The organism is Caproiciproducens faecalis, assembly GCF_019448085.1.
Classification (GTDB): Bacteria; Bacillota; Clostridia; order Oscillospirales; family Acutalibacteraceae; genus Caproiciproducens; species Caproiciproducens faecalis.
This window is the reverse complement of record NZ_JAGFNZ010000002.1, coordinates 565,832-591,162: the sequence shown is the minus strand read 5'-3', so window position 1 is coordinate 591,162 and position 25,331 is coordinate 565,832. Positions and strand designations below refer to the sequence as shown.

The following is a 25,331-nucleotide window of genomic DNA, read 5'->3' as shown; positions in this document are numbered from 1 at the left end:
ATGGGTTATAATAAAAAATAGATAGATGGCTGAGCGCGATTTTAAAAATGGCCATGCATTAAAAACAGCAGGAGGACATAATGGACTGGACGGAAGTAACAGCGGAAGTAGACGCAAAAGAGATTGACAGGGCCGGCGACATTGCCCAGATGGTGGTGCCGTACGGAATTTATATTGAGGACTATTCCCACCTGTGCGAAGAGGTAGAGGAGATTGCGCACATTGATCTGATTGACGAGGATTTGTTGAAAAAGGACCGCTCAAAGGCAAAGGTGCACGTCTATATCAGCCCGGAGGAAAACCCGGCCGAGGCCATCGCCTTTTTAAGCGAGCGGTATACCGCGGAAGGAATCCGGCACACCATCTCCACCGCCAACTGTGTGGAAGAGGACTGGATTAACAACTGGAAAAAGTATTTTAAGCCGATTGCGGTGGGTAAAAAGCTTTTGATCCGCCCCACCTGGGAAGAAGAATACGAGGCGGGTGACCGGAAGGTGCTCCACCTGGAGCCGGGGCTTGCGTTCGGAACCGGCACTCATGAGACCACCCGCCTGTGCATGGAACTGCTGGAGGAATCTGTTACACCCGGCTGCAGCGTGCTGGACGTCGGCTGCGGCAGCGGAATTCTATCCGTGGCGGCTCTGCTGCTGGGTGCGCAGAAGGCCGTCGGCGTGGATATTGACGTGCTCGCGGTCAAGACCGCCGAACAGAATGCGGAAATCAACCATGTGGCCGACCGCTTTACCGGTATCTGCGGCGACCTGACCGACAAGGTCAGCGGAAAATACAACATTGTTGTCGCGAACATCGTGGCGGATGTCATTATCCTGCTGACAAAGGACATTGAGCGGTTTATGCATCCGGATACGGTATATCTGATGAGCGGGATTATTGATACACGCGAGCAGGATGTATTAAACGAAGTGGAGAAAAAGTTTACAATCATCAGCCGGAAGACCGAAAAGGGCTGGGTGGCCCTTGCCGCAAAGCGGAAATGATTCCGGCCGACAGTGAGGAAATTGCTATGAAACTGGAAAACGGAACGGACACCTGCAATTGCCCGCACATCCGATGCGAGCGTCACGGGAAATGCGCCGAGTGTCTGGAACATCATGCAGCCCATAAAAAGTATCCGCCGTACTGCAAGCGCAAGTCACGCGCGGGACGCACAAAAAGTCAAAAAGAGAACCCGCCGGTTTAAATACCCGGCGGGTTTCTTTTTTTATAAACAGTTATTCACATTCTGTGTAGTTCCCCAGAAAAGAAAACCGGGGTAGCTCCTCGTGAAGCGAGCAGATTAAATTTAAAGTCGCGTCCTCCCGCACATTTCCGGTAAAGTCCAGGTAAAAATCGTATTCGAAGTTTTTATCCTGAATCGGGCGGCTTTCCATTTTCGTCAGGTTCAGCCCGAGCGCCGCAAAACGGGCAAGCACACTGTACAGCGTACCTGTTTTATGCAGAAGGGAAAAGCACAGGCTGATTTTCTGCGCGCGGTCGGGAATGAAGAGCTTCCGGCTGATGACGACGAAACGCGTGCAGTTGTTGGAGCTGTTCTGGATATCCCTGTCCAGAATGTTCAGCTTATATTCGTTTGCCGCGTGCTCGGAGCAGATGGCGGCAATTCCCGCTTCCTGCCGCTGCGCGACCATCTGTGCGGCCGTGGCCGTGTTGGAGCACGGCAGAGGACGCAGATCGTTTTTCGTAATGTATTCGGAGCATTGGGAGAGCGCCTGCGGGTGGGAGTACACCGTGCCGATGGTACGGACATCCACTTTTTTAGCCGCCGCCAAACAGTGATGAACGTGCAGAGTCGCCGCGTTGACAATATAGAACCGATATTTCAGAATGAGGTCGTATACCTCGCTGACCGAACCGGCGGAAGAATTCTCAACCGGCAGAATACCCAGATCCGCGTCCCCACTGGCGACAGCCGCGAAAATTCCGCCAAAGCCCTGATAAAACTGCGGTGAAGCCTTTGGGTAAAGCAGGCTGAGCGCTTCGTTGGAAAAGGAGCCGCTTTCACCCAGACAGGCGATTTTTTCCGCTTTTTCCGGCGCTTCTCCGGCTTTGCGAATCGTTTCGCGCAATTCCCCGCCGCCGCCAAGCAGGTTGTACTGCAGTGCGCGGCTCATATCCATCATACTGGAATACAGAAGCCGCGCCTCTCCGCCGTATTCTCCCGCCAAGCTGCCGATACGGTCCAGAATCTCCTGTTCGCGGCTGCTGTTGAACACCGGAAGACCCTGTTCCTTTTTCACGGCGGCCACCTGTTTCGCACAGTCCATCCGCTTCATGAACAAAGGCAGAAGCTCTGCGTCGATTCGGTCTATTTCTTTTCTGATTTCTTCAAGAGTCATCTTTCCATTCCTCCGGTCTGCAGATTGATAAGGTTCATCAGCGCAATTGCCGCCGCGGCTTCCACCACGGGGACGGCCCTCGGAACAATGCAGGGGTCGTGCCGCCCGTGTACGCTGAGTTTGGTATCAACTTTTGCGGTCAGGTCAACACTGTCCTGTTCCAGCGAAATCGAAGGCGTCGGCTTGAACGCCGCGCGGAAAATGATCGGCATTCCGGTGGAAATACCGCCGAGGATTCCGCCCGCGTGGTTGGTTTTGGTTTTTACAATTTCCCCGTCGCAGTAGTAGGGGTCGTTGTTCTCGCTGCCAAAAAGCGCCGAAGCGCCGAAGCCCGCGCCGAATTCCACTCCCTTGACCGCCGGAATTCCGAACAGGATGGAGGAGAACACCGGCTCGATTCCGCCGAAGAGCGGCCCGCCGATTCCTGCTTTCAGCCCGGTCACCGCGCACTCAACCACACCGCCCACGCTGTTTTGCGCAAGCCGGGCGGCCTCAATCGTTCCCAGCATTTTCTGTTTGGCACTTTCGTTAATTACGGGAAAATAAACCGACGATAGGGAAGTCAGTAAATCCTCCGAAACACGGACGGGGTCAAACGGGTCGTCGTGTACGTCCTTTATGCTGGAAACATGGGCGCCGATAACAATGCCCCTGCGCTGTAAGATCTGGCGGCAGACCGCTCCCGCAAAGACGAGCGGGGCTGTCAGCCGGCCGGAAAAATGCCCGCCGCCGCGCACGTCGTTGTACCCGCCGTAGCGCAGGTGTGCGGGGAAATCCGCGTGCCCCGGCCGGGGAACCAGCTTCAGGTTATCGTAGTCCCCGGAGCGGGTATTTGTATTTTCAATCAGCGCGCACAGTGGCGCGCCCGTGGTGGTATCATTTAAAATTCCGCTGACAATCTGCGGCAGGTCGCTTTCTTTTCGCGGAGTGCTGGTACTGTCCCTGCCCGGAGCGCGGCGGCCCATCTGCAGCGCAACGGCGTCAAAGTCAATCCGTTCCCCTGCGGGCAGACCGTCCAGCACCACGCCGATTGCTTTTCCGTGGCTTTCGCCGAAGATGGATATTTTTACTGTTTCACCCCATGTGGAAGACATTTGCTTTTCCTCCCAACCGATTGTAATCTTCAAAAAAGGCCGGATAACTTTTTTCGATGCTCTGCGCGTCGCTGACGGTGACGCCGCCGTCGGCTTTCAGCGCGGCAATGGAAAGAGCCATCACGATGCGGTGATCGTTAAAGCCTTCCGCCTTACCGCCGTGCAGCAGGGGAACGCCGTCAATGATGAGACCGTCAGGCGTTTCCACAACTTTGCCCCCAAGCTTTGTCAGTCCGTCGGCCATAGCGAAAAGCCGGTCGCTTTCCTTGATCCTCAGCCGCTGTGCGTTGTAAATCCGAGTGCATCCGCGGCAGAGCGCGGCAGTCGCCGCCAGAACCGGCACAAGGTCGGGAATCTGGGAAGCGTCGATTTCGATACCGGTTAATTCTTTTGGTGAGACGGACAGAACGGAACCTTCCCACTCCACCCTTGCGCCGAATTCCCGGAAAAGCTGTTCCGCCGCGCGGTCGCCCTGACAGGAGTCCGGGTTCAGACCCTCCAGCCGCAGGGTGCCGCCCAGTGTGCCGGCGGCGAGAAAGAACGCCGCCTGTGACCAGTCCCGCTCCACCCGGTATTCGCACGGGCGGTATTTCTGGCGGCCCGGGATGTTCCAACCGTTTTCGGCTCTTTGCACTGTTACGCCGAATTCGCGCATGATTTCGATCGTCATATCCACATATCCCGCGCTTTCGAGCGGGGAGGAAAGAACCAGCTCGCTGTCGCCGTTTAAAAGCGGAAGCGCGAGCAGCAGCCCTGTAATGAACTGAGAGCTGATGTTTCCGGGCAACTCGAACCGGCCCGGGGTCATTTGCCCGCTGACGGTAAGCGGAAGTCCGCCCTGCGTATTGCACAAAACGCCGTGCCGCGGCAGGCAGTCAAGGTAGACGCCGATCGGCCGCTCCGGTAAACGCCCGCTGCCGATAAACTCCGCGTTCAGTCCCAGCGCCGCCGCGACAGGAATCAGAAAGCGCAGGGTGGAGCCGGATTCCCCGCAGTCGATTTGAACGGCTTTTCCGCCGCCGCAGATGGCCCGCATTGCGCGGCAGGTTGCCGTAATGTCGTTGCTCAGAGCTTCTCCGTCAAAAAGAGGTTTGCCGCCCGCCAGCGCGGAACAGATCGCCGCGCGGTGCGCCGCGCTTTTAGACGGGGGGACGAGGATGTTTCCGCTCAGAACGGAGGGGGTAATGAGTACATTTGCCATCACAGCACCCCGGTCAGTTCGGCAAGGCTGCCGCGGAAAACCTCATCGACAAAACTTTCGCCGATTTCTTTCAGCAGAATCAGGCTGATTCTGTTTCCGCTGTTCTTTTTGTCCAGCGCGGTGGCTTCAATGACCCGGCCCGCAGGCATTTCATCCTTGGTGGGCAGGTTGTATTTCTCCAGTGCGGCAATGATTTCATTGGCCGTTCCGGCTTTTGTAATCCCCTTGCTTTCCCCGCATTTTGCCATCATCACCATGCCGATTCCCACCGCTTCCCCGTGGGACAGCTTTTTGAAATCGTACAGTTTTTCCAGCGCGTGGCCGAAGGTATGACCGAAGTTTAACAGCATCCGTTCGCCGGTGTCGAATTCGTCCCGCTCGACCACCTCGCGCTTGATGTCCACACAGCGGAAAATCAGCTCTTCTATCTTCTGAGAGACATCTTCTCTTAAAATCATGTCAAACAGTTCCCGGCTTTTGATACAGCCGTACTTGATTGCTTCCGCCATTCCGTCCGAAAAGTACCGGGGCGAAAGGGTGCTGAGCGTGTCCGGGTCAATCAGTACCAGCGCGGGCTGGTGGAACGCACCGACCAGATTTTTTCCCTGCGGCAGATCCACGCCGGTTTTGCCGCCGACGGAGGAGTCAATCTGTGCCAAAAGGGTGGTCGGTATCTGGATAAACGGAATTCCGCGCAAAAAGGTTGCCGCGGCAAAACCCGCCATGTCGCCCGTTACCCCTCCGCCAAGCGCAACGAGAAAGTCGCTGCGGGTCAGGCCCCGGGCCGCACATTCGGCGTACATGGCTTCAATGGAGGAAAGGCGTTTGCTTTCCTCTCCCGCCGGAAAGGAGAACAGGGAAGCGGAAAACCCCGCGGCTTCCAGAGAATTCAGAATGCGTTTCCCGTACAGCGGGAGCACGTTGCTGTCGCTGATGACGACCGCTTTGGCACCGGGTTTGAAAAGCTCCCCGGCGCGTTCGCCGACCGCATCCATGCAGCCGCGCTCAATCATAATCCGGTAGGTACCGGAGGTTCGGACAGTCAGTTCCATTATTCACCAAGCCTTTCCTTAATCAGTCTGCCCGTGCGCAGAAGGCCGCGCAGGGCTTCGGCGTCGCCTTTTGTGACCGCCTCTTTCATATCGGTAAGATTCGTGATGAGCGTATCCAGTTCCTCGGAAAGTGCCCTGCGGTTATCGATGAAAAGCTCCGCCCAAAGCTGTTCGTTGATATTTGCCACCCGGGAAACATCCCGGTAGCTGCCCGCGGAAAAGCCGTTGTGCTCCGGGCAGCGGGGGCTCATAACGTAAGCGCAGGCAAGCACATGGGGGAGCTGGCTGGTAAACGCGATCATCTGATCGTGATGCTCCGGTGTGGTGACGACCGTGCCGCCGAAACCCAGCTCCACGGCAATTGCCTTGAGCAGGTCAACGGCGGACTGTGACGCGCCGCACGGTACAATGATATAGCTGGCGTCCAGAAAAAGGTCGGCGTCGCTTGCCGCAAAGCCGCTTTGTTCCTTGCCCGCCATTGGGTGCCCCCCCACGAAGGGAAAGCCATGCTTTTTCGCCAGAAGCGGCAGATGCGCACAGATTTCCGATTTGATGCCGCAGGTGTCGGTAACAAGGCAGGACGGGGGGATCAGATGGGCGTGCGAAGCGATAAAGTCGATATCGGCCTGAGGGTACAGGCAAAGGTAGAGCAGGTCGGCGCTGCGAATGTCCTCATCGCCCCCGATTTTGTCAATCGCGCCGCAGTCGAGTGCGGCCTGCAGGGTGTCAGGGTTCCGGTCGATTCCGGCAACGGTGCATTCGCTGTATTTCTGAAAGGCTTTCGCAAGCGAGCCGCCGATCAGACCCAGGCCGACGATCACGATTTTTTTATTCATACAGGCTTCCCTCCGTACGCAGTATTTTTAAGGCTAATGATATCAAATATTGACGGGGGAATCTACTTTTCTGCCGAACGCTTTTGCAGCGGCCGTCACATGCGCCGCCACCCGGTCGAACTGGTCGGGGGTCAGGGACTGCGCGCCGTCGGACAGTGCTTTGGAGGGGTTGTTGTGCACTTCGATAATCAGTCCGTCCGCCCCGGCTGCCACCGCGGCAAGCGCCAGCGGCTCGACCAGCCAGGCAATGCCGGAGGCGTGGCTCGGGTCCACCACCACCGGCAGATGGGAAAGCCTTTTCAGAATCGGGATAGCGGAAATATCAAGGGTGTTCCGTGTGTAGGTTTCATAGGTGCGGATTCCGCGCTCGCACAGGATAACCTGATCGTTGCCGCCGGCCATAATGTATTCTGCGCTCATCAAAAGCTCCTCGATCGTGCTGGAAAGTCCGCGCTTGAGCAGGATGGGCTTTCTGATTTTTCCCAGTTCCTTCAGAAGTTCGAAATTCTGCATGTTTCTGGCGCCCACCTGAATAATATCCACGTTTTCCTTCAGAAAAAGATCAATCTGGCCAATGCTCATGATCTCTGTGACAATCGGCAGACCGGTTTTCTTTTTTGCCTCGTTCAAAAGCTCCAGTCCTTCGGCCCGCAGCCCCTGGAAGGCGTAGGGGGAGGTTCTGGGCTTGAAGGCTCCGCCGCGCAGAAACTGTGCGCCCGCTTTCTGAACCCGTTCGGCCACCCCGCAGATCTGGTCTTCGCTTTCCACCGAGCAGGGGCCGGCAATCAGCGCGAGTCCTCCGTCGCCGATGGTCTGCCCGGTCGGCAGGGTAATCACCGTGTTGTCCGGATGAAATTTACGGTTTGCCTTTTTATACGGCTCCTGTACCCGCTTGACGCTTTCCACAAAGTCCTGCGCGGCAATAAAGTCAATATCAATGACGGAAGTGTCGCCAATCAGCCCCAGCACGGTGCTCTGGGTCCCCACCCAGGTGTTCACCTTGATGCTGTATTCCCTGGTCAGGGAGTCGGTGAACTCTGTTAGCTGCTGCGGGGTACATTCGGGTTTTAATACGATAATCATACTGATCCTCCTTTGATTCATGCCAATAAAATGAGTAAAAAAATAACGGGGCTGCTGTCAGCTCCGTTAAAAATATCAGCCCATTATTGATAAAATACGGCTATATCCTTTTACACAAAAGCTTACAGTTGATTTTGCTGCATGCACAATAATCCCACGCCATAAAATAGCGGGGATAAGAAAAACCTGTAAATCGTGTTGTGTATGCGGCCAAATTCATCGTGTAACTCCTTTGCATTCACCTTATCCTGTATAATAATACAGAACGGTACCGGTGTCAAGATAAAATGCAGAGATTTGGCCTGAAAGAAAAAAGAACGTGAAAATCTGCGGGATATTTCTTGATTGTTTTATGTTGTTTTGCTATAATTGAAAAGTATATCAATATGAGAATCAGCAAGTGTCTTTACAGAAAGAAGTGACGCCGATGTCCCAAACGGCAATGAGCACACTCGGTATTGAAACCATCGTCAATTATCTCGGCGGCGGTGTTTTCTGCTGTAAGAATGATGGTGTCTTGACAATTGCCTATGCAAGTACTTCCTTTTACAGCATGTTTGAGTACAGCGAGGGCGAAATCACCGCACTGAACGGGCCGTCGCCAAACCGGGTGCTGAGCAGCGACCAGCGGATCAACTGGGGAAGACTTGCCGAGAACTTGAAAAAACGCGGCTTGGCTGAACTGGAATTAAAACTGGTTCAGAAAAGCGGAAATTATATTTGGGCCATCTGCTGCCTGCGTCTGATGATTGCGGAGGATGGTTCTGAGTATTTTTGCGGCATATTGGAAGATGTTACGAAAAGAAGGCGTTCCATTAAGCGGGAGCGGGAACAGCTGGAAATCATCAAAAAAGCGAAACGGGAACTCGCTAACAGCGAGGAACGCTACCGAATTATTATGGAGCAGGCTGCCGACCCGATCTGTGATTATAATTTCAAAACACAGGAACTTTACTGTTCGCCCCCGTTTAAGGAAAAATTCGGGCTGGAGGTCAATGCGGACGGCCTTTTGGAACAGCTTTACCACTCCGATATTATTTATGAAGACGATAAATCCCGCATTCTGAACGATGTTTACAGTTTTTTAAATGGAAAGAATCCCAAGAGCCCGGAGTACCGGTTTAAGGACGTAAACGGCGCTTACCGGTGGTACCGGGTACGCAGCACGGTGCTCTGCGACGAGCAGAAGGAACCTTTGCGGATGATTGCCTTTATTTCCGACATCGACAGGCAGAAAAGAGAAACGATGAGCCTGAAGGAAAAGGCGGAGCACGACCAGCTGACCGGACTTTATAACCGGATGACGACCAACACGCTGATTGACAAGGTAATCAGCCAAAGTTCCACGGGCAGCCGCCACGCGCTTTTTACCATCGATATTGATAATTTCAAAAATGTCAACGACAATCTGGGTCATCTGGTAGGGGATGAAGTGATTGTCAATATCGCGTCAAAAATCAAGAAGAAATTTCGTGAAGACGACATTATCGGCAGAATCGGCGGGGACGAATTTGTGGTGTTCCTTACCGATATCTCCCGTCGGGATGTAGAGCGGAAAGCTGACGTGCTGCAGACTATTTTCCGCAACGCCCATCCTCACGACGACCCGGAATTAAAGGTCTCGGGCAGTATTGGAGTAGCTTTTTATCCGGAGGACGGAACGAACTACTATGAGCTGTTTTCCAAAGCCGACGCGGCCATGTACGCAGCGAAAAACAGCGGAAAGGACGCTTACCGTACCTACGCTGATACCGCCCGGCAGGACAAGTAAACATCCCGCTTATCCGTTTGGAATAAGCGGGATGTTTACTGTTTTCAGGATTCTTTGGGTGACATTCTGGACGCAGCCGTCCGCATCCACCGTAAAGTCGGCTGCCGCGCGGTAGACGCCCATCCGTTCCCTGTACAGGCGCTGCAGGGTTTCTTCCCGGTCGGACCCGTTGAGCAGCGGACGGGAGCTGTCGCCGGAAAGGCGTTTGCGGATGGCTTCCATCGAGGCGTTCAACAGCACGATCACGCCGTTTTCCTTCAGTACGGCCGTGTTTTCGGCGTCCATCAGCGCTCCGCCGCCCGTTGCGACGATCAGTCCGCTTTTGAGAGACAGCTCTTTTGCCGTTTCCCGTTCCATAGCGCGGAAGGCGGCTTCTCCCCGGGCGGCAAAAATTTCTGAAATCGTGGCGCCTTCCTTTTGTTCAATATAGCGGTCCATATCGATAAAAGTGCGGCCGGTCAGTTCCGCCAGCCGTTTGCCGACGGAGGTTTTTCCGCTCCCCATGTAGCCGCAAAGAACAATATTGCCGAACTTCTTTTTCATTTCCGTTACGGCGTCGGTGCAGAGCAGCTGAATATCGGCGGTGTCAAATTCCGCCCCGTACCAGATTTCGTGCGCGGCGGCCGCCTGCCAGACGAGCATGCTCATTCCCCCGATCGACCGTACGCCGTTTTTGCGCGCGGTTTTGACCAGCTGGGTCTCGTTCGGGTTGTATACCGCGTCAAACACACACGCGGCCTTTTTGATAATTTCCTCCGAAACCGGGCATTCTCCGGTGCGGGGGAACATGCCGACCGGAGTCGCGTTGGCAAGCAGATCAATTTTTCCGTCAATTTCGGTAAGCAGGCAGAAATCCGCCCGTGCACCCGCAACTTTTGTGCGGATGTCCGCACAGAGTTTTTCCGCCGCCGCCAGACCGTGCGGGCGCACGGCAACGGTCACGCTGCCGCCGGAAAGGGCCGCTTCAAAAGCCAGTACCCTGCCCGCGCCGCCCGCGCCAAGGACCACCGTGCGGCCGCGCAGATCCGCGCCGCCGGCTTCCAGCGCCTTGCAGAACCCCGTGCCGTCGGTGGTAAATCCGGTCAGACGGCCGTCCGTGTTCTTTACGGTGTTCACCGAGTTGAAAAATTCCGCTTTTTCATTCAGCCCGTCCAGCAGGGGAATAATTGACTGCTTATGGGGAATGGTGATGTTAAACCCGGACAGCGTGTTCAGCTGTTCCATTTTCAGGGGCAGCTCTTCCGGGGGAATGTCCAAAACACCATAACGGCCGTTTCTTCCGCTCAGGGAAAAAAGACGCTCGTGAATAAAAGGCGACATGGTGTGCGCAATGGGATGTCCGATTACGGCAAAATGATACTCAGTCATTTTTATTCCTCTTGCTTTCTAAAAAAACGTTAAAAAAATATTGACAAAGTCATGGTTTACTAATAATATGTGGTTATACAATCAGTGTCCGGAGCGATTTATGTGGTTTTTTCTGTGGCAATTGTAACATAGGATAGATATTATTGTCCACAATAAACAATAACGTTTTCCGCGTGCCGATGAATCAAAATTTGTATAAGATTTTTAAGGAGGATACGACATGGTTTTTGAGAAGGTAAAGGCGATTCTCAGCGAACAGTTTGACGTTGAGGAGGATTCCATTACTCCCGAAACAAGCATTGCTGATGATTTAGGCGCCGATTCCTTGGATGTAGTCGATTTGCTGATGTCTATTGAGGACGAGTTTGAAATTGAAGTCCCAGATGAAGAAATCGATAACATCAAAACCGTTGGGGAACTGGTCAAGTACATTGAAGAAAATGTCTAAATGACAAATCTTCCTGAAACCGCTGTGCGATGCATGGCGGTTTTTTTATTTTATTGTGTTTTTATTGTTCTTTTACTTGAAATGGCACAGTGTATCAGATATAATAATTTTAAGTTTCGCATTTTTTTAAAATAGAAGGAGTGTTAAAGTCGTTGAGTGAATTCAGTTTTTTAACAAACGGCGTTCAATTCATGGCTCAAAATCCCAAGATGCTGGTCATGTGGGGGATCGGCGCGTTGCTGATCTGGCTGGCTATTGGAAAGGATTTCGAACCGGCACTGCTCCTGCCCATGGGGTTTGGCGCAATTCTTGTCAATCTGCCGCTGCCCGGTGTGGTTGGGGATGCAGGCATCGTGAAGTGGTTGTTTGAAAAAGGAATCGTTGCTTCCGAGGCATTCCCTCTTTTACTTTTTGTTGGAATCGGCGCGATGATTGATTTCGGCCCGCTGCTTTCCAATCCGCGCATGCTGCTCTTTGGCGGCGCGGCTCAGTTTGGTATTTTCCTTACCGTTGTACTGGCGGTGCTGCTCGGATTTCCGCTCAAGGACGCAATGGCTGCCGGCGTAATCGGTGCGGCGGACGGCCCGACTTCTATTCTGGTTTCTCAGGTTCTTCACAGTAATTACATCGGTGCGATTGCTGTGGCGGCTTATTCGTACATGGCGCTGGTGCCGATTATCCAGCCTGCCGCCATCCGCCTTGTTACCACAAAGCATGAGCGCATGATTCACATGCCCTATAATCCGAAGGCGGTTTCCAAAACCACCAAAATCCTGTTCCCGATCATTGTTACCCTGATTGCGGGACTGGTTGCGCCGGACTCTGTTGCGCTGGTGGGCTTCCTGATGTTCGGCAATCTCATCCGTGAATCCGGCAAGCTGGAAGGGCTATCTCAGACTGCCCAGGGCCCGCTGGCCAACCTGATTACCATTTTCCTTGGCATCACGATCGCTTATCAGATGAGAGCGGAGCAGTTCCTTACCCTTGGTACCCTGATGATTATGGCACTGGGCCTTTTCGCCTTTGTGTTCGACACCATCGGCGGCGTGGTTTTTGCAAAGATTCTGAACCTGTTTTTGCCGAAGGATAAAAAGATCAACCCGATGGTCGGCGGCGCGGGAATCTCCGCGTTTCCGATGTCCGCAAGAGTGATTCAGAAAATGGCCCTGAAAGAGGACAATCAGAACCACCTTCTGATGCACGCGGTCGGCGCGAATGTAGCCGGCCAGGTCGGATCGGTTGTTGCGGGAGGCATTATCCTGAATCTTGCAAGAATTTGGGGGATGATATAAATGATGCAGTTAAACGCGATGGCGGTTTTATTTAAGAGTCTTATGGGCGACGTCAGCGGCGCCGATGTCAGTAAATCGTTTGAACTGATGGGCAAGGGCATGCTTGGTATTTTCATCGTAATGGTCCTGATCTATGGGGTCATCGTCATGCTTAATAAATCCACCGGTTCAAAGAATACAAAGTAAGACTTTGAAAAAACCCCTTGGCATTGCAAAGAGCCGGGGGGTTTGTTTTATCCCAAATCATCTAACGGAATCGAGGAGAATTAGAATGGCGGAACAGAAAAAAATGGTAGAGGCGATCACTCCCATGGAGGAGGATTTCGCCAAATGGTATACCGACATTGTCAAAAAAGCGGAGCTGATGGACTACACCAGCGTACGCGGGTGCATGGTCATTCAGCCGTACGGCTGGGCCATCTGGGAGAATATTCAGCATATTCTTGACACAAGGTTCAAGGAACTCGGCCATGAAAACGTTTCCATGCCGATGTTTATTCCGGAAAGCCTGCTGAACAAGGAAAAAGATCATGTCGAGGGTTTTGCCCCCGAGGTCGCCTGGGTCACCATGGGCGGCAGCGAGAAGCTGCAGGAAAGAATGTGTGTGCGCCCCACCTCTGAAACGCTGTTCTGCGACCATTACGCCAAGGTGATTCAGTCCTGGCGTGACCTGCCGAAGCTTTACAACCAGTGGTGCTCTGTTGTGCGCTGGGAGAAAACCACCCGCCCGTTCCTCCGTTCTGTGGAATTTCACTGGCAGGAAGGCCACACTATGCACGAGACCGCACAGGAGGCTGAAGCGGAGACGGAACAGATGCTCCGGGTTTACGCCGACTTTTGTGAAAACGATCTTGCAATTCCCGTCATCAAAGGCCGCAAAACCGACAAGGAGAAATTTGCCGGCGCTGTGGCGACTTATACCATAGAGGCCATGATGCACGACGGAAAAGCGCTTCAGTCCGGTACCAGCCACTATTTCGGCGACGGTTTCGCCAAGGCGTTCAACGTGACCTTCCAGGGCCGCGACAACTCCATCTGCCACCCGTTCCAGACCTCCTGGGGAATGAGCACCCGCATTATCGGCGGGATCATTATGACGCACGGCGACAACAACGGGCTGGTGCTTCCGCCCGCCGTCGCGCCGATACAGGTCATTATTCTGCCCATCGCACAGCATAAGCCCGGCGTGCTGGAAAAGGCGCAGGAGCTGCGTGAGCGGCTGAAAAAGAGCTTCCGTGTGCGTGTGGATGATTCCGACAATACCCCCGGCTGGAAATTCGCCCAGTACGAGATGAAGGGCGTACCGCTCCGTCTGGAGATCGGGCCGAAGGACATTGAAAAGAACCAGTGCGTGCTCGTCCGCCGCAGCGACCGTGAAAAGATCTTCGTCCCGCTTGACAATCTGGAAGCCGCCATTACGGAGCAGCTGGAGGAAGTGCGCAAGGGAATTTACGAAAACGCGCTTGCCCGCCGCGAAAGCATGACGTACACCGCCTCCAGTCTGGAAGAGCTGAAAGAGATCGCCGACAACAAGCCCGGCTTTATCAAAGCCATGTGGTGCGGCGACGTGGCCTGCGAAGAAAAGCTCAAAGAAGTCGCCGGCGTTTCCTCCCGCTGCATGCCGCTGGAACAGGAGCATTTGGCAGATACCTGCGTTTGCTGCGGAAAGCCTGCCAAATCAATGGTTTACTGGGGAAAAGCCTATTAATTCTGCTGAAATAATCGAAAAACCGCGGAGCAGTCCGCGGTTTTTTTCTGCTTTTACCCAAATTCTCTTTATTGTCTAAATTTATTTCTTACAGCTGAATGAATTTGTTTCAAGTGGAAAATACTGTATAATATATCTGTAAAAAGGTAACAGACAAGAGGATATTTGTCATTTTCATAACATGTTTGTAAGTTGATTTTTGTGGTTGAATATGGTAGCATTAAGCAACGTTGGCAGATGGATTATATGAATTCGTGTGTATCCGTCTTTTTGCGGATACGTTGCGGCATACGGAGGCACGTCATCGGGCCTTCCATAAAACAAGAGAAACAGAAATACTTAAGGAGTGAATGAATCATGAAAAAATTATTGGCGCTGATCTGCGCGCTTGCCATGGTGTTGTCTATGTCGGCCTGCAAGGGACAGGCTGCCCCAACCCAGAATAACACTGTATCCGGTGCATCCAGCCAAACGGCTTCCGGCGCCGTACCGAGCGGCACGGTTTCCGGGGCGGCATCGTCCGCGGCGGAATCCAGCAAGCCGTCCGTACCGAGCCAGGCCCCGAGGGTGGAAAACAACAAGGCTGTTTCCGGTTTAAACAACGGTACCTATACGGTCAAGGACGAGAAGTACAGCTACAAAAACGGCAACATGTCCTATTCCGCATCTTATCCGGTGCTTTCCGGAAAAATCAGCAATGCGGATAAAGTGAACACGGCGATTAAAACCTCTGCGCTGAAGACAATCAATTCTTTAGGCACCGGCGTAAAAACCAATAAGACCACGGTCAAAGTCAACAGTGACGTAACCTATGAGGGTACCGGTTTTATCAGCCTTGGCTTCAACGAATATGTGAAGCTTTCGGCCAATGCGGACAATGACCATACCCTCCGCGCAATGAACATCAACCTGAAAACCGGCACCGCACTGGAAATGAAAGATCTGATTGTAAAGAACGACGCGCTCTACAAGGCTTTGGAAACAGCCGCGAAGCAGCAGCTTAGCTCCGACATTGCTCCGTCCGTGACGGCAAGCGTCATTAAGTCCGCGCTGGAGTCCGGCTCAGTTTATTTCACGAAATACGACGTCGGCTTTGCCTTCCAGATTACAAAGCCCGAAAAACGCCTCGTAAAACTCAGCCTGACTTACGCACAGGTCAAACCCTTTGCTACCAGCAACGAGATCTGGAAGAATTTCCTCTAAGAGGAACCGGCTTATCTGAAAATTGAATGATGGCCCCTCCGGTTGCTTTTTGCCTGAAATACCATTATAATGATAGGTGTTCCTAAGGTGAAAACGGAAACGGAGGGGCATTTTGATGAAAAAATTCTGGCAGCGCTGGTTTGCGTCTATTTGGGTACCCTGCTTCTGGTTGGCATCAAACTGTTTTCAAATACAGGGATGTCGGTCGGGGTCATTGGCGGCGCGGACGGGCCGACTTCTATTCTGATTTCCCGGTCACCGTTTCAGGTGGGATTCTTTTTCGCACAGGTTGCGGTTGTACTGCTTGCGGCGATTGTTTATTATGTGACCCGAAGGCACAGAAACAGCAAATAAAGAGCGGATTACGGCCTCTTTTGCGGACTAAAAATATTTTAGCAAAATAACCAAATATTGCGTATAAATTTCTTGCAATAAAGAGAAAATAAGTATTGCATAACAGACCCTTTTATGGTATTATAATCAAGCACGACTGCGACAGATATGCGATGAAGCGGGAGGTTGCGGCTGAAACAGGCCGGTTTTTCCGTGGAGTATGTCCGATTTTAAACCGGGCGACAGATACTTTGAGCGTGCGATAAGTGAATAGCGTGCGGATGATTCTGTATCTATGACCTTATTATGCTCAGACGTTTTTTATGCCTACACCCGGATTTAACTTGTAAAAGTGAATCCGGTTTTTAAATGTGTTATGAGGGAACACCCGGCACAGTGTTAGGATTTAAGAAACGCCGCCCGCCAACTACAATAAGGAGGCGATTCACAGTGGCAGTCAAGGAGAAAATCAGGATAAGAATTAAGGGTTACGATCATCAGTTGGTTGATCAGTCGGCTGAAAAGATTGTACAGACAGCGAAGCGTACGGGCGCAAGGGTTTCCGGACCTGTTCCGCTCCCGACAGAGAAGCAGATCATCACGATCCTGCGCGCTGTTCACAAGTACAAGGACAGCCGTGAGCAATTCGAGATGAGAACACACAAGAGACTTATCGACATTCTCAGACCATCCAACAAAACCGTAGAGGCTTTGATGGGTCTAGAGCTCCCCGCAGGTGTTGAAATAGAGATTAAACTCTAGTTTAACCAACCGGCGGCCGAGGTCAAGTTGGCAAATGCCAACCAATAACCTGCATAGGAGGTAAAATAATGCAAAAAGGTATTATCGGCAAGAAAGTCGGCATGACGCAGATTTTCGACGAAAAGGGAAATGTCATCCCTGTAACGGTTGTTCAGGCCGGTCCCTGTGTTATCTCACAGAAAAAGACGGTTGAAAACGACGGTTACGCGGCAATCCAGATGGGCTACGGCGATTTAAAGCCGCAGAAGGTCACAAAGCCTATGAAGGGCCACTTTGCAAAAGCGGATGTCGCCCCCAAGAAAACCCTCAGAGAGTTCCGCGTGGAAAACACGGACGCTTACAATGTGGGCGATCTTGTAAAGGCGGACACGTTTGCTGCAGGCGACAAGATTGACGTCACCGGCACCAGCAAAGGTAAGGGATACGCCGGCGTAATTAAGCGCTGGAATTTCCAGAGATTGAAGGAAACCCATGGTTCCGGCCCTGTTGCCCGCCATGGCGGTTCCAATGGTTCCTGCTCGGATCCGTCAAGAGTGTACCCCGGTTTGAAGATGGCTGGTCACCTGGGCGCCGAGAAGGTTACGGTTCAGAATCTGACCGTTGCCAAAGTGGATGCAGAAAACAATCTGATTGCTATTAAGGGCGCAGTTCCCGGACCGAACGGCGGAATCGTAGTAATCCATGACAGCGTTAAGGCGTAAGGGAAGGAGGAATTTGGAATGCCTACAGTAGCAGTACTTGATATGGCCGGTAAAGAAATAGAAAAAATTGACCTTTCCGAAGCCATATTCGGAATTGAACCCAACGCAAAGGTTTTGCACGACATGGTAGTCAACTACCTTGCAAACCAGCGTCAGGGAACTCAGTCGGCTCTGACCCGCGCCGAGGTTTCCGGCGGCGGAAGAAAGCCGTGGAGACAGAAGGGCACCGGTCACGCAAGACAGGGCTCCACACGTTCACCGCAGTGGACTCACGGCGGTATCGTATTTGCCCCGAAGCCGCGCGACTACAGCTATTCTTTAAACAAAAAGGTAAGACGTCTTGCCATGAAGTCAGCTCTTTCAAGCAAGGTGATCGACAACGAGATGATCGTGCTTGACAAGATTTCACTTGACGAGTATAAGACAAAGACCATCGCAGCAATGCTCAAGGCAATCGGCTCCGAAAAGAAGACACTCATCGTTCTCCCCGAGGTGAACGAAAAGGTGATCGCTTCGGCTAAGAATATTCCGGGCGTTAAGACAGCAATGGCCAACACCCTGAATGTCTATGACATCCTGAACGCTGACAAGTTCATCGTGCTCAAGGATGCCGTAGCTCAGATCGAGGAGGTGTATGCATAATGGCAGCACAGGACATTATTCTCCGCCCCATTATCACCGAAAAAAGCATGGCCGGTATTGGCATGAAGAAGTACACCTTTGAAGTTGCCAAGGATGCCACAAAAATCGATATCGCAAGAGCGGTTGAAACCCTTTTCGGCGTAAAGGTCAGCAAGGTCAACACCCTGCATGTAAGAGGCCAGTTCCGCCGTCAGGGCAAAAACGAAGGCTACACTTCTTCCTGGAAGAAAGCCTACGTCACCCTTACCGCCGACAGCAAGACAATCGAATTTTTTGAAGGCATGATGTAAACTCTGCCTGAAAACGCAGAGGCAAGGATGGGGAAAGGGCATTCCCCGCAAAGCCATCATGAGGAGTGTGAAACCTAATGCCTATTATTAACTTTAAACCTACCACGGCTTCCAGACGTAATATGTCCGTTACGGACTATTCCGGACTGAGCAAGGTTGCACCGGAAAAGAGCCTGCTGACTTCCATCAGCAACAAATCCGGCCGCAACAGCTACGGTAGAATTACAGTTCGTCACCGCGGTGGCGGAAACCGTAAAAAGTATCGTATTATCGACTTTAAGCGTCAGAAGTTTGACGCGCCGGGCAGCGTTCTCACCATTGAGTACGACCCGAACCGTTCCGCCTTTATTGCACTTGTGCAGTATGAGGACGGTGAAAAAAGATACATCATCGCTCCAAACGGCCTGAAAGTCGGCGATGTTGTTGTTTCCGGTACTGGAGCAGATATCAAGCCGGGCAACGCCCTTCCGCTTGAGAATATCCCCGTCGGTACCTTTATCCACAACGTTGAGCTTTACCCGGGCAAGGGTGCCCAGCTGGCACGCGCTGCCGGCAACATGGCTCAGCTGATGGCGAAGGAAAACGGAATGGCTCTTCTGAGACTGCCCTCCGGCGAACTTCGCAACGTATCGGTCACCTGCATGGCCACCATCGGCCAGGTCAGCAACATTGACCATGAAAACGTGAAGCTCGGCAAAGCCGGACGGAAACGCCACATGGGCTGGAGACCGACAGTCCGCGGTTCTGTTATGAACCCGAACGACCATCCGCACGGCGGCGGCGAAGGCAAATCCCCTGTGGGCCGTCCGGGACCTGTTACCCCGTGGGGTAAACCTGCACTCGGTTACAAAACCCGCGCTCACCACAACCGCTCCGATAAATTTATCGTCAAGCGCAGAAACGGCAAATAAGGCGTACAGAAAGGAGCTTATCATCTATGGGCAGAAGCATAAAAAAGGGTCCTTATGTTCAGCCTGTGCTGCTTAAAAGGATTCAAGAAATGAACGCGGCCGGCGAAAAGAAAATCATCAAAACATGGAGCAGAGCCTCCATCATTTTCCCTGATTTCGTTGGTCATACAATCGCGGTCCACGACGGCCGCAAGCACGTTCCGGTTTATGTAACGGAAGATATGGTCGGTCACAAGCTCGGCGAGTTTGCACCCACCAGAACTTTTAAAGGACATGCCGGTTCCAAAACATCATCGCCGAGTAGATAACGGCCGAAAGGAGTGTATAGCATGGAAGCAAGGGCTTATTTAAAGTACGCCCGTATTTCGCCCCGCAAGGTTCAGATCGTGCTTGATCTCATTCGCAACAAGCCGGCTGACGTTGCAATGGCTATCCTCAAGAATACACCAAAGGCCGCCACAGAATATCTGCAGAAGTTATTGAAGTCGGCCATGGCTAACGCTGAGAATAACCACAATATGGATGTTTCCAGACTTTACGTTGCGGAATGCTTCGTATGTCCGGGCCCGATCCTCAAGCGCATTCGTCCCAGAGCGCAGGGTCGCGCGTTTAGAATTGAGAAGAGAACTTCGCACGTTACCCTCGTGCTCAAGGAAAAAGAATAAGGCGGAAGAGGAGGTAAACTATGGGCCAGAAAATAAATCCCCACGGGTTTCGCGTGGGCATAATTAAAGATTGGGATTCCCGCTGGTTCGCGAAGGACAACGTTTTCGGCGATACTCTCGTTGAAGACTACAAACTGCGCAAGGTGCTGAAGAAGCAGCTTTATCCGGCAGGCATTCCGAAAATTGAAATTGAGCGTGACGCTTCCAAGGTTCGCGTTCATATTCACTGTGCCAAGCCGGGTATGGTAATCGGCAGGGGCGGCGCAGAAATTGAGAAACTCCGTCTTCAGTGCGAGAGCATCCTCAAGAAGCCTGTTACAATCAACATTGTAGAGGTAAAGTCCCCTGACTTAAACGCTCAGCTTGTTGCTGAAAACATTGCACAGCAGCTCGAAAAGAGAATTTCTTTCCGCCGCGCAATGAAGCAGTGCATCGGCCGTGCCATGAAGCTTGGCGCCAAGGGTATTAAAACCCAGGTGTCCGGTCGTCTGGGCGGTGCTGAAATTGCAAGACGCGAGCAGTACCATGACGGTACGATTCCCCTTCAGACCATCCGTGCCGACATCGACTACGGCTTTGCCGAGGCTGCCACAACCTATGGCCGCATTGGCGTAAAGGTCTGGATTTACAGAGGCGAAGTCCTTGTGGACAACCGCAAGCCTCGTAAGGAAGGAGGCAGTAAATAATGCTGTTGCCTAAACGTGTAAAATACCGCAAAGTACATCGCGGCCGTATGACCGGAAAGTGCTACCGCGGGAACAAGGTAACTTACGGCGATTTCGGCCTTCAGGCCTTAGAGCCGGCATGGATTACTTCTAACCAGATTGAAGCGGCTCGTGTTGCTATGACACGTTACTGCAAAAGATTTGGTCAGGTATGGATCAAGATTTTCCCAGACAAGCCGATCACTCAGAAACCGGCAGAAACCCGAATGGGTTCCGGTAAAGGTTCCCCTGAGTACTGGGTCGCAGTTGTAAAACCGGGCAGAGTTATGTTTGAAATCGGCGGAGTTTCCGAAGAAACTGCGAGAGAAGCTTTACGTCTGGCGTCCAACAAACTGCCGATTAAGTGCAAGTTTGTTAAGAAGGAAGAAACGGGTGGTGAGCAGTAATGAAGGCCTCAGAAGTCAGAGAATTAACTACAGCAGAGCTTGAAAGTAAGCTTAAGGACCTCAAGGCCGAGCTTTTCAACCTGCGTTTCCAACTTGCCATTAATCAGCTCGATAACCCGATGCGTATCTCCGCTGTCAAAAAGGATATCGCCCGTGTCAAAACAGTTTTGCGCGAGATCGAAATCAAGGGCAGCGCAAATGCGTAACGGAAGGGAGGATTAATCTGTGAGCGATAGGAATATTAGAAAAGCAGAGGTTGGCAAGGTCGTCAGCAACAAGATGGATAAGACTATCGTGGTTGCAATAGAAAATAGAGTAAAGCATCCGCTTTACAACAAAATTATCAAGCGTACCGTGAAGCTGAAGGCACATGATGAAAACAATGAATGCACAATCGGTGACCGCGTGCGTGTGATGGAGACCCGTCCGCTTAGCAAAGAGAAAAGATGGCGTCTCGTCGAGATTATAGAGAAAGCCAAATAATTTTGGCTTTAAGCAAAGGAGGAACGCACTGTGATTCAACAGCAGACTTACCTCAACGTTGCCGACAACACCGGCGCGAAGCAGCTTATGTGCATCCGCGTTCTCGGCGGTACCGGCAGAAGGTATGCCAATATAGGTGACGTCGTGGTCGCTTCCGTTAAAAAAGCGGCTCCGGGCGGCACTGTAAAAAAAGGCGAAGTCGTTAAGGCAGTCATTGTTCGCACTGCTTTTGGCGTTCGCCGTGATGATGGAACATACATCCGCTTTGACGAAAACGCGGCTGTCCTCATCAAAGACGACAAAAATCCGAGGGGAACACGTATTTTCGGGCCTGTGGCCAGAGAACTGCGTGACAAAGACTATTTGAAAATCTTAAGTCTTGCCCCTGAAGTGCTATGATGGGAGGTGCTCACTGATGAATAAAAAAGTTCATGTTAAAACGGGTGACACCGTCGTCATTTTAAATGGCAAAGAACGCGGCAAGAAGGGCAAAGTTCTGGCCGTAAGCCCTGAAGAGGGGAAGGTCATCGTTGAGGGCCGCAACATGGTTTCTAAGCATGTTAAAGCCCGCAAAATGGGTGAACAGGGCGGTATCGTAAAAGCCGAAAGCGCACTGTATGCCTGTAAGGTTCAGGTCGTTTGCCCCCGCTGCGGCAAACCCACACGTGTCTCGCATAAGATTTATGAGGACGGCACTAAGGAACGCGTTTGCAAAAAATGCGGCGAAGCGCTGTAAGGGAGGATAAAACGACATGGCAAGACTGAAGGAATACTACCAAAATGAAGTCGCACCTGCGCTGATGAAAAAGTTTTCTTATAAAAGCGTAATGCAGATTCCGAAGCTTGAGAAGATCGTCATCAATGTTGGCGCCGGCGAAGCAAAGGAAAACGCAAAGGTAATTGACGCCATTTCAACCGATCTCGCTACGATTACCGGCCAGAAGCCGATGATCTGCAAAGCGAAGAAATCAGTTGCTAACTTTAAGCTCCGTGAGGGCATGAATATCGGCGTTAAGGTAACACTCAGAGGCGACAGAATGTATGAGTTCTTAGACAGGCTCTTCAATGTTGCTCTCCCGCGCGTAAGAGACTTCAGAGGAATCAATGCCAACTCGTTCGACGGCCGCGGCAATTACAACATGGGCGTCAAAGAGCAGCTGATTTTCCCTGAAATCGAATACGACAAAATCGACAAGGTCCGCGGAATGGATATTTGTTTCGTAACGACCGCAAACACCGACGAGGAATCCAGAGAGCTCTTAACACTCATGGGCGCCCCGTTTGCGAAATAAGGAGGGAATATTGTGGCCAAGACTTCTATGAAAATTAAGCAGCAGAGAGTTGCGAAATTCTCGTCTCGCGAATATAACAGATGCAAAATCTGTGGCAGGCCGCATGCCTACCTTCGCAAGTTCGGAATTTGCCGTATATGCTTTAGGGAGCTTGCTCACAAAGGTGAGATCCCGGGCGTGAAAAAGGCCAGCTGGTAAAGCTTAGCAAAGGAGGTAACGGTATGCAAATTACAGATACAATTGCTGATTTGCTCACCCGTATTCGCAATGCAGTTTCTGCAAAGCACGATTCGGTTGACATTCCCGCTTCCAACATGAAAAAGGCCATTGTGCAGATTCTTGTTGACGAGGGTTATGTAAAGAATTATACGGTTACAGAGGACGGCAAGCAGGGCATTATCAAAGTAAATCTTAAGTATGGCGAGAACAAAGTTTCCGCCATCAACGGTCTGCGCAGAGTCAGTAAGCCAGGCCTTCGTATCTATTCCAACGCAGAGGATCTGCCAAAGGTCATGAAGGGCCTGGGCATCGCTGTCATTTCTACTTCCAAGGGCATTATGACTGACCGTCAGGCCCGCAAAGAGAATGTAGGCGGCGAGGTTCTCGCATTTATCTGGTAACAAGGGGGTGCAGTAATGTCGCGAATTGGAAGAAAACCCATAAATATTCCCGCTGGCGTCACCGTTCAGGTTGACGGCAACGTTGTCACCGTCAAGGGGCCGAAGGGCACGCTGACACAGAAGGTTCATCACAACATGAGCGTTTCCGTGGAAGGCAGCGAAGTGCTCGTCACCCGTCCCAACGACGAAAAAGAAAACAAATCTCTGCACGGTCTTACCCGCACGCTGATCCACAACATGGTTGTAGGCGTAACGGACGGATTTAAGAAAGAGCTTGACGTTTTGGGCGTTGGCTACCGTGTGTTGAAGCAGGGCAAAAACCTTGTGATGAATCTTGGCTATTCTCATCAGGTCATTGTTCCTGAAATCGATGGTATTTCCATCGAGTGCCCAACTGCAAACAAAATCGTAATCTCGGGCCCTGACAAGCAGCAGGTTGGTCAGTTTGCCGCTGAAGTGCGCGAGAAACGTCCGCCTGAGCCGTATAAGGGCAAGGGTATTCGTTATACCGGTGAATTTGTCCGCCATAAGGAAGGCAAGGCCGGTAAGGGCGCTAAGAAGTAAGTAAGGAGTGAATAACAAATGGTGAATAAGGCTGACACAAATAAAGCCAGGCTTAACCGTCACCGCAGGGTGCGCGGTAAAATTTCCGGCACAGCAGAGTGCCCACGCCTGAATGTATTTCGCTCTACCACCAATATCTACGCCCAGATTATCGACGACGTAAAGGGAGTTACTCTTGCAGCAGCTTCCACACTGGACAAGGATTTCAATGGTAATGGCGGAAACAAGGATGCCGCACGCAAGGTTGGCGAGCTTATTGCCAAACGTGCCGCTGAAAAGGGCATCACCGAGGTCGTATTTGACCGCGGCGGCTATATTTTCCACGGCCGCGTCAAAGAGCTGGCCGAAGGCGCCCGTGAGGGCGGCCTCAAGTTCTAAGAAGGAGGAATACTTTTGGCTAGAATTGACGCAACATCTATGGAACTCAAAGAACATGTAGTTGCTATTAATCGTGTATCCAAGACCGTAAAAGGCGGCCGTATCTTCAAATTCGCTGCTCTGGTAGTAGTCGGCGACGGAAACGGTACAGTCGGCTTCGGCATCGGGAAGTCGGGAGAAGTCCCGGACGCGATCCGCAAAGGAATTGAAGACGCGAAAAAGAACCTGATTCAGGTTGCAATGCGCGGCTCAACGATTCCGCACGAAATCATCGGCGCATACGGCGCTGGCAGAGTTCTGATGAAGCCTGCCGCTCCCGGTACCGGCGTTATTGCCGGCGGCCCGGTTCGTGCTGTTGTAGAAGCAGTCGGCATCAGAGACATCAGAACAAAAGCCCTGCGTTCCAACAATCCAGTTAATGTGGTCAGAGCAACTTTGGACGGGATGTCCAAGCTGCGTACTGCCGGTGAAGTCGCTGCAACACGCGGCAAATCGGTAAAAGATATTCTTTAATAGGGGGTAGCAATATGGCAAAGCTTCAAGTAAAGCTGATAAAAAGTCTTATCGGCAGCAAAAAGGACCAGATTGCAACCGCCCAGGCTCTTGGTCTTTTTAAGATCGGCGACACTTCCGTTCAGCCGGAAAACGAACAGACCAAAGGCAAGGTGGCCAAGATAATCCACCTCATCGAGGTAAGCAAAGCGTAAGCAAGGAGGTGCGAGTAAATGAAGTTGCATGAACTAACTGCTGTACCCGGTTCCACAAAGGAGCCCAAGCGTATTGGCAGAGGACACGGTTCAGGTCAGGGAAAAACTGCCGGCAAGGGTCACAAAGGTCAAAAGGCCAGAGCGGGCAGAGGCATGCGTCCCGGATTTGAAGGCGGTCAAATGCCTTTGCAGAGACGTATACCAAAAAGAGGCTTTAACAATATTTTTGCTAAAACCATCGTTACGGTTAACGTAGGCACTCTCGACAAGTTCGAGGACGGCGCTGTGGTAGACACCCAGGCGCTGATTGATGCGGGTATTGTAAAAACTTGCTGTGACGGGATCAAGATCCTTGGTAACGGCAATCTGACAAAAAAATTATCAGTAAAGGTTACTGCTTATTCCGAGGCTGCGAAGGAAAAGATAGAATCCGCGGGTGGGAAGGCAGAGGTGATCTAA

At 52.0% G+C, this 25,331-nt stretch carries 37 protein-coding genes; 30 read left to right on the top strand and 7 right to left on the bottom strand.

The features are described 5' to 3' along the window. The first annotated feature begins 80 nt into the window (after positions 1–80). Together prmA and J5W02_RS07210 are read left to right on the top strand one after the other, a co-directional pair. On the top strand, positions 81–998 hold the full coding sequence (gene prmA / locus J5W02_RS07215) for a 50S ribosomal protein L11 methyltransferase (protein ID WP_219964989.1): 918 nt from the start codon (positions 81–83) through the stop codon (positions 996–998). 26 nt (positions 999–1,024) lie between these two features. After that, a complete protein-coding gene (locus tag J5W02_RS07210; protein ID WP_219964988.1) occupies positions 1,025–1,201 on the top strand; it encodes a hypothetical protein in 177 nt (58 codons plus the stop codon). A gap of 31 nt (positions 1,202–1,232) precedes the next feature. Here the strand turns inward: J5W02_RS07210 and pheA are convergent, their stop codons facing one another. The 6 genes from pheA to aroF are packed head-to-tail and all read right to left on the bottom strand — an operon-like array spanning position 1,233 to position 7,623. Beyond that, entirely contained in the window at positions 1,233–2,357 is a 1,125-nt protein-coding gene (gene pheA / locus J5W02_RS07205; RefSeq protein WP_219964987.1) for a prephenate dehydratase, read from the bottom strand. Then, the gene (gene aroC / locus J5W02_RS07200) at positions 2,354–3,451 is read right to left on the bottom strand and encodes a chorismate synthase (protein WP_219964986.1); all 1,098 of its coding nucleotides are present in this window, start codon (positions 3,449–3,451) and stop codon (positions 2,354–2,356) included. The genes pheA and aroC overlap by 4 nt, the downstream gene beginning before the upstream one ends. Beyond that, on the bottom strand, positions 3,432–4,652 hold the full coding sequence (gene aroA, locus J5W02_RS07195; protein ID WP_219964985.1) for a 3-phosphoshikimate 1-carboxyvinyltransferase: 1,221 nt from the start codon (positions 4,650–4,652) through the stop codon (positions 3,432–3,434). The genes aroC and aroA overlap by 20 nt, the downstream gene beginning before the upstream one ends. Next, a complete protein-coding gene (gene aroB / locus J5W02_RS07190; RefSeq protein WP_219964984.1) occupies positions 4,652–5,704 on the bottom strand; it encodes a 3-dehydroquinate synthase in 1,053 nt (350 codons plus the stop codon). Before aroB ends, aroA begins: the two co-directional genes overlap by 1 nt. Further along, complete coding sequence (locus tag J5W02_RS07185) at positions 5,704–6,540, bottom strand: prephenate dehydrogenase (RefSeq protein WP_219964983.1); 837 nt, start codon at positions 6,538–6,540, stop codon at positions 5,704–5,706. Before J5W02_RS07185 ends, aroB begins: the two co-directional genes overlap by 1 nt. Before the next feature lie 42 nt (positions 6,541–6,582). After that, a complete protein-coding gene (gene aroF, locus J5W02_RS07180; RefSeq protein WP_219964982.1) occupies positions 6,583–7,623 on the bottom strand; it encodes a 3-deoxy-7-phosphoheptulonate synthase in 1,041 nt (346 codons plus the stop codon). Between the two features lie 400 nt (positions 7,624–8,023). Between aroF and J5W02_RS07175 the strand changes: the two genes are divergently transcribed. Continuing rightward, positions 8,024–9,394 (top strand): sensor domain-containing diguanylate cyclase, encoded by a 1,371-nt coding sequence (locus tag J5W02_RS07175; RefSeq protein ID WP_219964981.1) that lies wholly within the window; start codon positions 8,024–8,026, stop codon positions 9,392–9,394. A gap of 9 nt (positions 9,395–9,403) precedes the next feature. Here J5W02_RS07175 and J5W02_RS07170 read toward each other — a convergent pair whose 3' ends face one another. Next, entirely contained in the window at positions 9,404–10,762 is a 1,359-nt protein-coding gene (locus J5W02_RS07170; RefSeq protein WP_219964980.1) for a shikimate kinase, read from the bottom strand. 220 nt (positions 10,763–10,982) lie between these two features. On the opposite strand from J5W02_RS07170, the gene acpP reads away from it, so the two are divergent. The 27 genes from acpP to rplO all read left to right on the top strand — a co-directional run bounded on the left by acpP (position 10,983) and on the right by rplO (position 25,331). After that, a complete protein-coding gene (acpP, locus tag J5W02_RS07165) occupies positions 10,983–11,210 on the top strand; it encodes an acyl carrier protein (RefSeq protein WP_219964979.1) in 228 nt (75 codons plus the stop codon). 191 nt (positions 11,211–11,401) lie between these two features. Further along, positions 11,402–12,502, top strand: a complete 1,101-nt coding sequence (locus J5W02_RS07160; RefSeq protein WP_255575615.1) for a sodium ion-translocating decarboxylase subunit beta — start codon at positions 11,402–11,404, stop codon at positions 12,500–12,502. Further along, positions 12,503–12,688, top strand: a complete 186-nt coding sequence (locus J5W02_RS07155; protein ID WP_255575614.1) for an OadG-related small transporter subunit — start codon at positions 12,503–12,505, stop codon at positions 12,686–12,688. 85 nt (positions 12,689–12,773) lie between these two features. After that, the gene (gene proS, locus J5W02_RS07150; protein WP_219964978.1) at positions 12,774–14,210 is read left to right on the top strand and encodes a proline--tRNA ligase; all 1,437 of its coding nucleotides are present in this window, start codon (positions 12,774–12,776) and stop codon (positions 14,208–14,210) included. A gap of 357 nt (positions 14,211–14,567) precedes the next feature. Then, the gene (locus tag J5W02_RS07145; protein ID WP_219964977.1) at positions 14,568–15,413 is read left to right on the top strand and encodes a hypothetical protein; all 846 of its coding nucleotides are present in this window, start codon (positions 14,568–14,570) and stop codon (positions 15,411–15,413) included. An 87-nt stretch (positions 15,414–15,500) separates the two neighbouring features. Continuing rightward, a complete protein-coding gene (locus J5W02_RS07140; RefSeq protein ID WP_219964976.1) occupies positions 15,501–15,767 on the top strand; it encodes a sodium ion-translocating decarboxylase subunit beta in 267 nt (88 codons plus the stop codon). Between the two features lie 429 nt (positions 15,768–16,196). Further along, entirely contained in the window at positions 16,197–16,508 is a 312-nt protein-coding gene (gene rpsJ, locus J5W02_RS07135; protein WP_038325938.1) for a 30S ribosomal protein S10, read from the top strand. A 68-nt stretch (positions 16,509–16,576) separates the two neighbouring features. After that, entirely contained in the window at positions 16,577–17,209 is a 633-nt protein-coding gene (rplC, locus tag J5W02_RS07130; RefSeq protein ID WP_219964975.1) for a 50S ribosomal protein L3, read from the top strand. A gap of 18 nt (positions 17,210–17,227) precedes the next feature. Further along, positions 17,228–17,851, top strand: a complete 624-nt coding sequence (gene rplD, locus J5W02_RS07125; RefSeq protein WP_219964974.1) for a 50S ribosomal protein L4 — start codon at positions 17,228–17,230, stop codon at positions 17,849–17,851. Then, entirely contained in the window at positions 17,851–18,141 is a 291-nt protein-coding gene (gene rplW, locus J5W02_RS07120) for a 50S ribosomal protein L23 (RefSeq protein WP_219964973.1), read from the top strand. The genes rplD and rplW overlap by 1 nt, the downstream gene beginning before the upstream one ends. A 77-nt stretch (positions 18,142–18,218) precedes the next feature. Next, positions 18,219–19,052, top strand: coding sequence for a 50S ribosomal protein L2 (gene rplB, locus J5W02_RS07115; RefSeq protein WP_219964972.1), 834 nt, complete (start codon positions 18,219–18,221; stop codon positions 19,050–19,052). A 26-nt stretch (positions 19,053–19,078) separates the two neighbouring features. Further along, a complete protein-coding gene (rpsS, locus tag J5W02_RS07110; protein WP_219964971.1) occupies positions 19,079–19,360 on the top strand; it encodes a 30S ribosomal protein S19 in 282 nt (93 codons plus the stop codon). Positions 19,361–19,381: 21 nt separating this feature from the next. Then, positions 19,382–19,717, top strand: a complete 336-nt coding sequence (rplV, locus tag J5W02_RS07105) for a 50S ribosomal protein L22 (RefSeq protein WP_038325932.1) — start codon at positions 19,382–19,384, stop codon at positions 19,715–19,717. 20 nt (positions 19,718–19,737) lie between these two features. Further along, the gene (gene rpsC, locus J5W02_RS07100; protein WP_219964970.1) at positions 19,738–20,403 is read left to right on the top strand and encodes a 30S ribosomal protein S3; all 666 of its coding nucleotides are present in this window, start codon (positions 19,738–19,740) and stop codon (positions 20,401–20,403) included. Continuing rightward, the gene (rplP, locus tag J5W02_RS07095; RefSeq protein WP_219964969.1) at positions 20,403–20,828 is read left to right on the top strand and encodes a 50S ribosomal protein L16; all 426 of its coding nucleotides are present in this window, start codon (positions 20,403–20,405) and stop codon (positions 20,826–20,828) included. Before rpsC ends, rplP begins: the two co-directional genes overlap by 1 nt. Then, a complete protein-coding gene (rpmC, locus tag J5W02_RS07090) occupies positions 20,828–21,034 on the top strand; it encodes a 50S ribosomal protein L29 (protein ID WP_219964968.1) in 207 nt (68 codons plus the stop codon). Before rplP ends, rpmC begins: the two co-directional genes overlap by 1 nt. Before the next feature lie 19 nt (positions 21,035–21,053). Continuing rightward, a complete protein-coding gene (gene rpsQ, locus J5W02_RS07085) occupies positions 21,054–21,311 on the top strand; it encodes a 30S ribosomal protein S17 (protein ID WP_219964967.1) in 258 nt (85 codons plus the stop codon). Between the two features lie 30 nt (positions 21,312–21,341). Next, a complete protein-coding gene (rplN, locus tag J5W02_RS07080) occupies positions 21,342–21,710 on the top strand; it encodes a 50S ribosomal protein L14 (protein ID WP_038325924.1) in 369 nt (122 codons plus the stop codon). 16 nt (positions 21,711–21,726) lie between these two features. Continuing rightward, positions 21,727–22,047: a 50S ribosomal protein L24 gene (rplX, locus tag J5W02_RS07075; protein WP_219964966.1), complete on the top strand. Its 321-nt coding sequence runs from the start codon at positions 21,727–21,729 to the stop codon at positions 22,045–22,047. Positions 22,048–22,063: 16 nt separating this feature from the next. Next, the gene (gene rplE / locus J5W02_RS07070) at positions 22,064–22,603 is read left to right on the top strand and encodes a 50S ribosomal protein L5 (protein WP_219964965.1); all 540 of its coding nucleotides are present in this window, start codon (positions 22,064–22,066) and stop codon (positions 22,601–22,603) included. Positions 22,604–22,615: 12 nt separating this feature from the next. Then, positions 22,616–22,801, top strand: a complete 186-nt coding sequence (locus tag J5W02_RS07065) for a type Z 30S ribosomal protein S14 (RefSeq protein WP_038325921.1) — start codon at positions 22,616–22,618, stop codon at positions 22,799–22,801. Between the two features lie 23 nt (positions 22,802–22,824). Further along, a complete protein-coding gene (gene rpsH / locus J5W02_RS07060) occupies positions 22,825–23,223 on the top strand; it encodes a 30S ribosomal protein S8 (protein WP_219964964.1) in 399 nt (132 codons plus the stop codon). A gap of 15 nt (positions 23,224–23,238) precedes the next feature. Beyond that, positions 23,239–23,787, top strand: coding sequence for a 50S ribosomal protein L6 (gene rplF / locus J5W02_RS07055; RefSeq protein ID WP_219964963.1), 549 nt, complete (start codon positions 23,239–23,241; stop codon positions 23,785–23,787). Between the two features lie 18 nt (positions 23,788–23,805). Continuing rightward, entirely contained in the window at positions 23,806–24,165 is a 360-nt protein-coding gene (gene rplR / locus J5W02_RS07050) for a 50S ribosomal protein L18 (protein WP_219964962.1), read from the top strand. A gap of 15 nt (positions 24,166–24,180) precedes the next feature. After that, positions 24,181–24,678, top strand: coding sequence for a 30S ribosomal protein S5 (gene rpsE, locus J5W02_RS07045; protein ID WP_304518474.1), 498 nt, complete (start codon positions 24,181–24,183; stop codon positions 24,676–24,678). A gap of 14 nt (positions 24,679–24,692) precedes the next feature. Beyond that, positions 24,693–24,872 carry a 50S ribosomal protein L30 gene (gene rpmD, locus J5W02_RS07040; protein ID WP_219964961.1) on the top strand — a complete coding sequence of 60 codons (180 nt, stop codon included), beginning with the start codon at positions 24,693–24,695 and terminating at the stop codon, positions 24,870–24,872. A gap of 18 nt (positions 24,873–24,890) precedes the next feature. Beyond that, positions 24,891–25,331 (top strand): 50S ribosomal protein L15, encoded by a 441-nt coding sequence (gene rplO / locus J5W02_RS07035; RefSeq protein WP_219964960.1) that lies wholly within the window; start codon positions 24,891–24,893, stop codon positions 25,329–25,331.

Excerpts from the sequence above, each read along its gene's own strand:
- prmA (WP_219964989.1), top strand. The coding sequence starts at position 81 with ATGGACTGGACGGAAGTAACAGCGGAAGTAGACGCAAAAGAGATTGAC.
- J5W02_RS07210 (WP_219964988.1), top strand. The coding sequence starts at position 1,025 with ATGAAACTGGAAAACGGAACGGACACCTGCAATTGCCCGCACATCCGA.
- pheA (WP_219964987.1), bottom strand. The coding sequence starts at position 2,357 with ATGACTCTTGAAGAAATCAGAAAAGAAATAGACCGAATCGACGCAGAG.
- aroC (WP_219964986.1), bottom strand. The coding sequence starts at position 3,451 with ATGTCTTCCACATGGGGTGAAACAGTAAAAATATCCATCTTCGGCGAA.
- aroA (WP_219964985.1), bottom strand. The coding sequence starts at position 4,652 with ATGGCAAATGTACTCATTACCCCCTCCGTTCTGAGCGGAAACATCCTC.
- aroB (WP_219964984.1), bottom strand. The coding sequence starts at position 5,704 with ATGGAACTGACTGTCCGAACCTCCGGTACCTACCGGATTATGATTGAG.
- J5W02_RS07185 (WP_219964983.1), bottom strand. The coding sequence starts at position 6,540 with ATGAATAAAAAAATCGTGATCGTCGGCCTGGGTCTGATCGGCGGCTCG.
- aroF (WP_219964982.1), bottom strand. The coding sequence starts at position 7,623 with ATGATTATCGTATTAAAACCCGAATGTACCCCGCAGCAGCTAACAGAG.
- J5W02_RS07170 (WP_219964980.1), bottom strand. The coding sequence starts at position 10,762 with ATGACTGAGTATCATTTTGCCGTAATCGGACATCCCATTGCGCACACC.
- acpP (WP_219964979.1), top strand. The coding sequence starts at position 10,983 with ATGGTTTTTGAGAAGGTAAAGGCGATTCTCAGCGAACAGTTTGACGTT.
- J5W02_RS07160 (WP_255575615.1), top strand. The coding sequence starts at position 11,402 with ATGGCTCAAAATCCCAAGATGCTGGTCATGTGGGGGATCGGCGCGTTG.
- J5W02_RS07155 (WP_255575614.1), top strand. The coding sequence starts at position 12,503 with ATGATGCAGTTAAACGCGATGGCGGTTTTATTTAAGAGTCTTATGGGC.
- proS (WP_219964978.1), top strand. The coding sequence starts at position 12,774 with ATGGCGGAACAGAAAAAAATGGTAGAGGCGATCACTCCCATGGAGGAG.
- J5W02_RS07145 (WP_219964977.1), top strand. The coding sequence starts at position 14,568 with ATGAAAAAATTATTGGCGCTGATCTGCGCGCTTGCCATGGTGTTGTCT.
- rplC (WP_219964975.1), top strand. The coding sequence starts at position 16,577 with ATGCAAAAAGGTATTATCGGCAAGAAAGTCGGCATGACGCAGATTTTC.
- rplD (WP_219964974.1), top strand. The coding sequence starts at position 17,228 with ATGCCTACAGTAGCAGTACTTGATATGGCCGGTAAAGAAATAGAAAAA.
- rplW (WP_219964973.1), top strand. The coding sequence starts at position 17,851 with ATGGCAGCACAGGACATTATTCTCCGCCCCATTATCACCGAAAAAAGC.
- rplB (WP_219964972.1), top strand. The coding sequence starts at position 18,219 with ATGCCTATTATTAACTTTAAACCTACCACGGCTTCCAGACGTAATATG.
- rpsS (WP_219964971.1), top strand. The coding sequence starts at position 19,079 with ATGGGCAGAAGCATAAAAAAGGGTCCTTATGTTCAGCCTGTGCTGCTT.
- rplV (WP_038325932.1), top strand. The coding sequence starts at position 19,382 with ATGGAAGCAAGGGCTTATTTAAAGTACGCCCGTATTTCGCCCCGCAAG.
- rpsC (WP_219964970.1), top strand. The coding sequence starts at position 19,738 with ATGGGCCAGAAAATAAATCCCCACGGGTTTCGCGTGGGCATAATTAAA.
- rplP (WP_219964969.1), top strand. The coding sequence starts at position 20,403 with ATGCTGTTGCCTAAACGTGTAAAATACCGCAAAGTACATCGCGGCCGT.
- rpmC (WP_219964968.1), top strand. The coding sequence starts at position 20,828 with ATGAAGGCCTCAGAAGTCAGAGAATTAACTACAGCAGAGCTTGAAAGT.
- rplX (WP_219964966.1), top strand. The coding sequence starts at position 21,727 with ATGAATAAAAAAGTTCATGTTAAAACGGGTGACACCGTCGTCATTTTA.
- rplE (WP_219964965.1), top strand. The coding sequence starts at position 22,064 with ATGGCAAGACTGAAGGAATACTACCAAAATGAAGTCGCACCTGCGCTG.
- rpsH (WP_219964964.1), top strand. The coding sequence starts at position 22,825 with ATGCAAATTACAGATACAATTGCTGATTTGCTCACCCGTATTCGCAAT.
- rplF (WP_219964963.1), top strand. The coding sequence starts at position 23,239 with ATGTCGCGAATTGGAAGAAAACCCATAAATATTCCCGCTGGCGTCACC.
- rplR (WP_219964962.1), top strand. The coding sequence starts at position 23,806 with ATGGTGAATAAGGCTGACACAAATAAAGCCAGGCTTAACCGTCACCGC.
- rpmD (WP_219964961.1), top strand. The coding sequence starts at position 24,693 with ATGGCAAAGCTTCAAGTAAAGCTGATAAAAAGTCTTATCGGCAGCAAA.
- rplO (WP_219964960.1), top strand. The coding sequence starts at position 24,891 with ATGAAGTTGCATGAACTAACTGCTGTACCCGGTTCCACAAAGGAGCCC.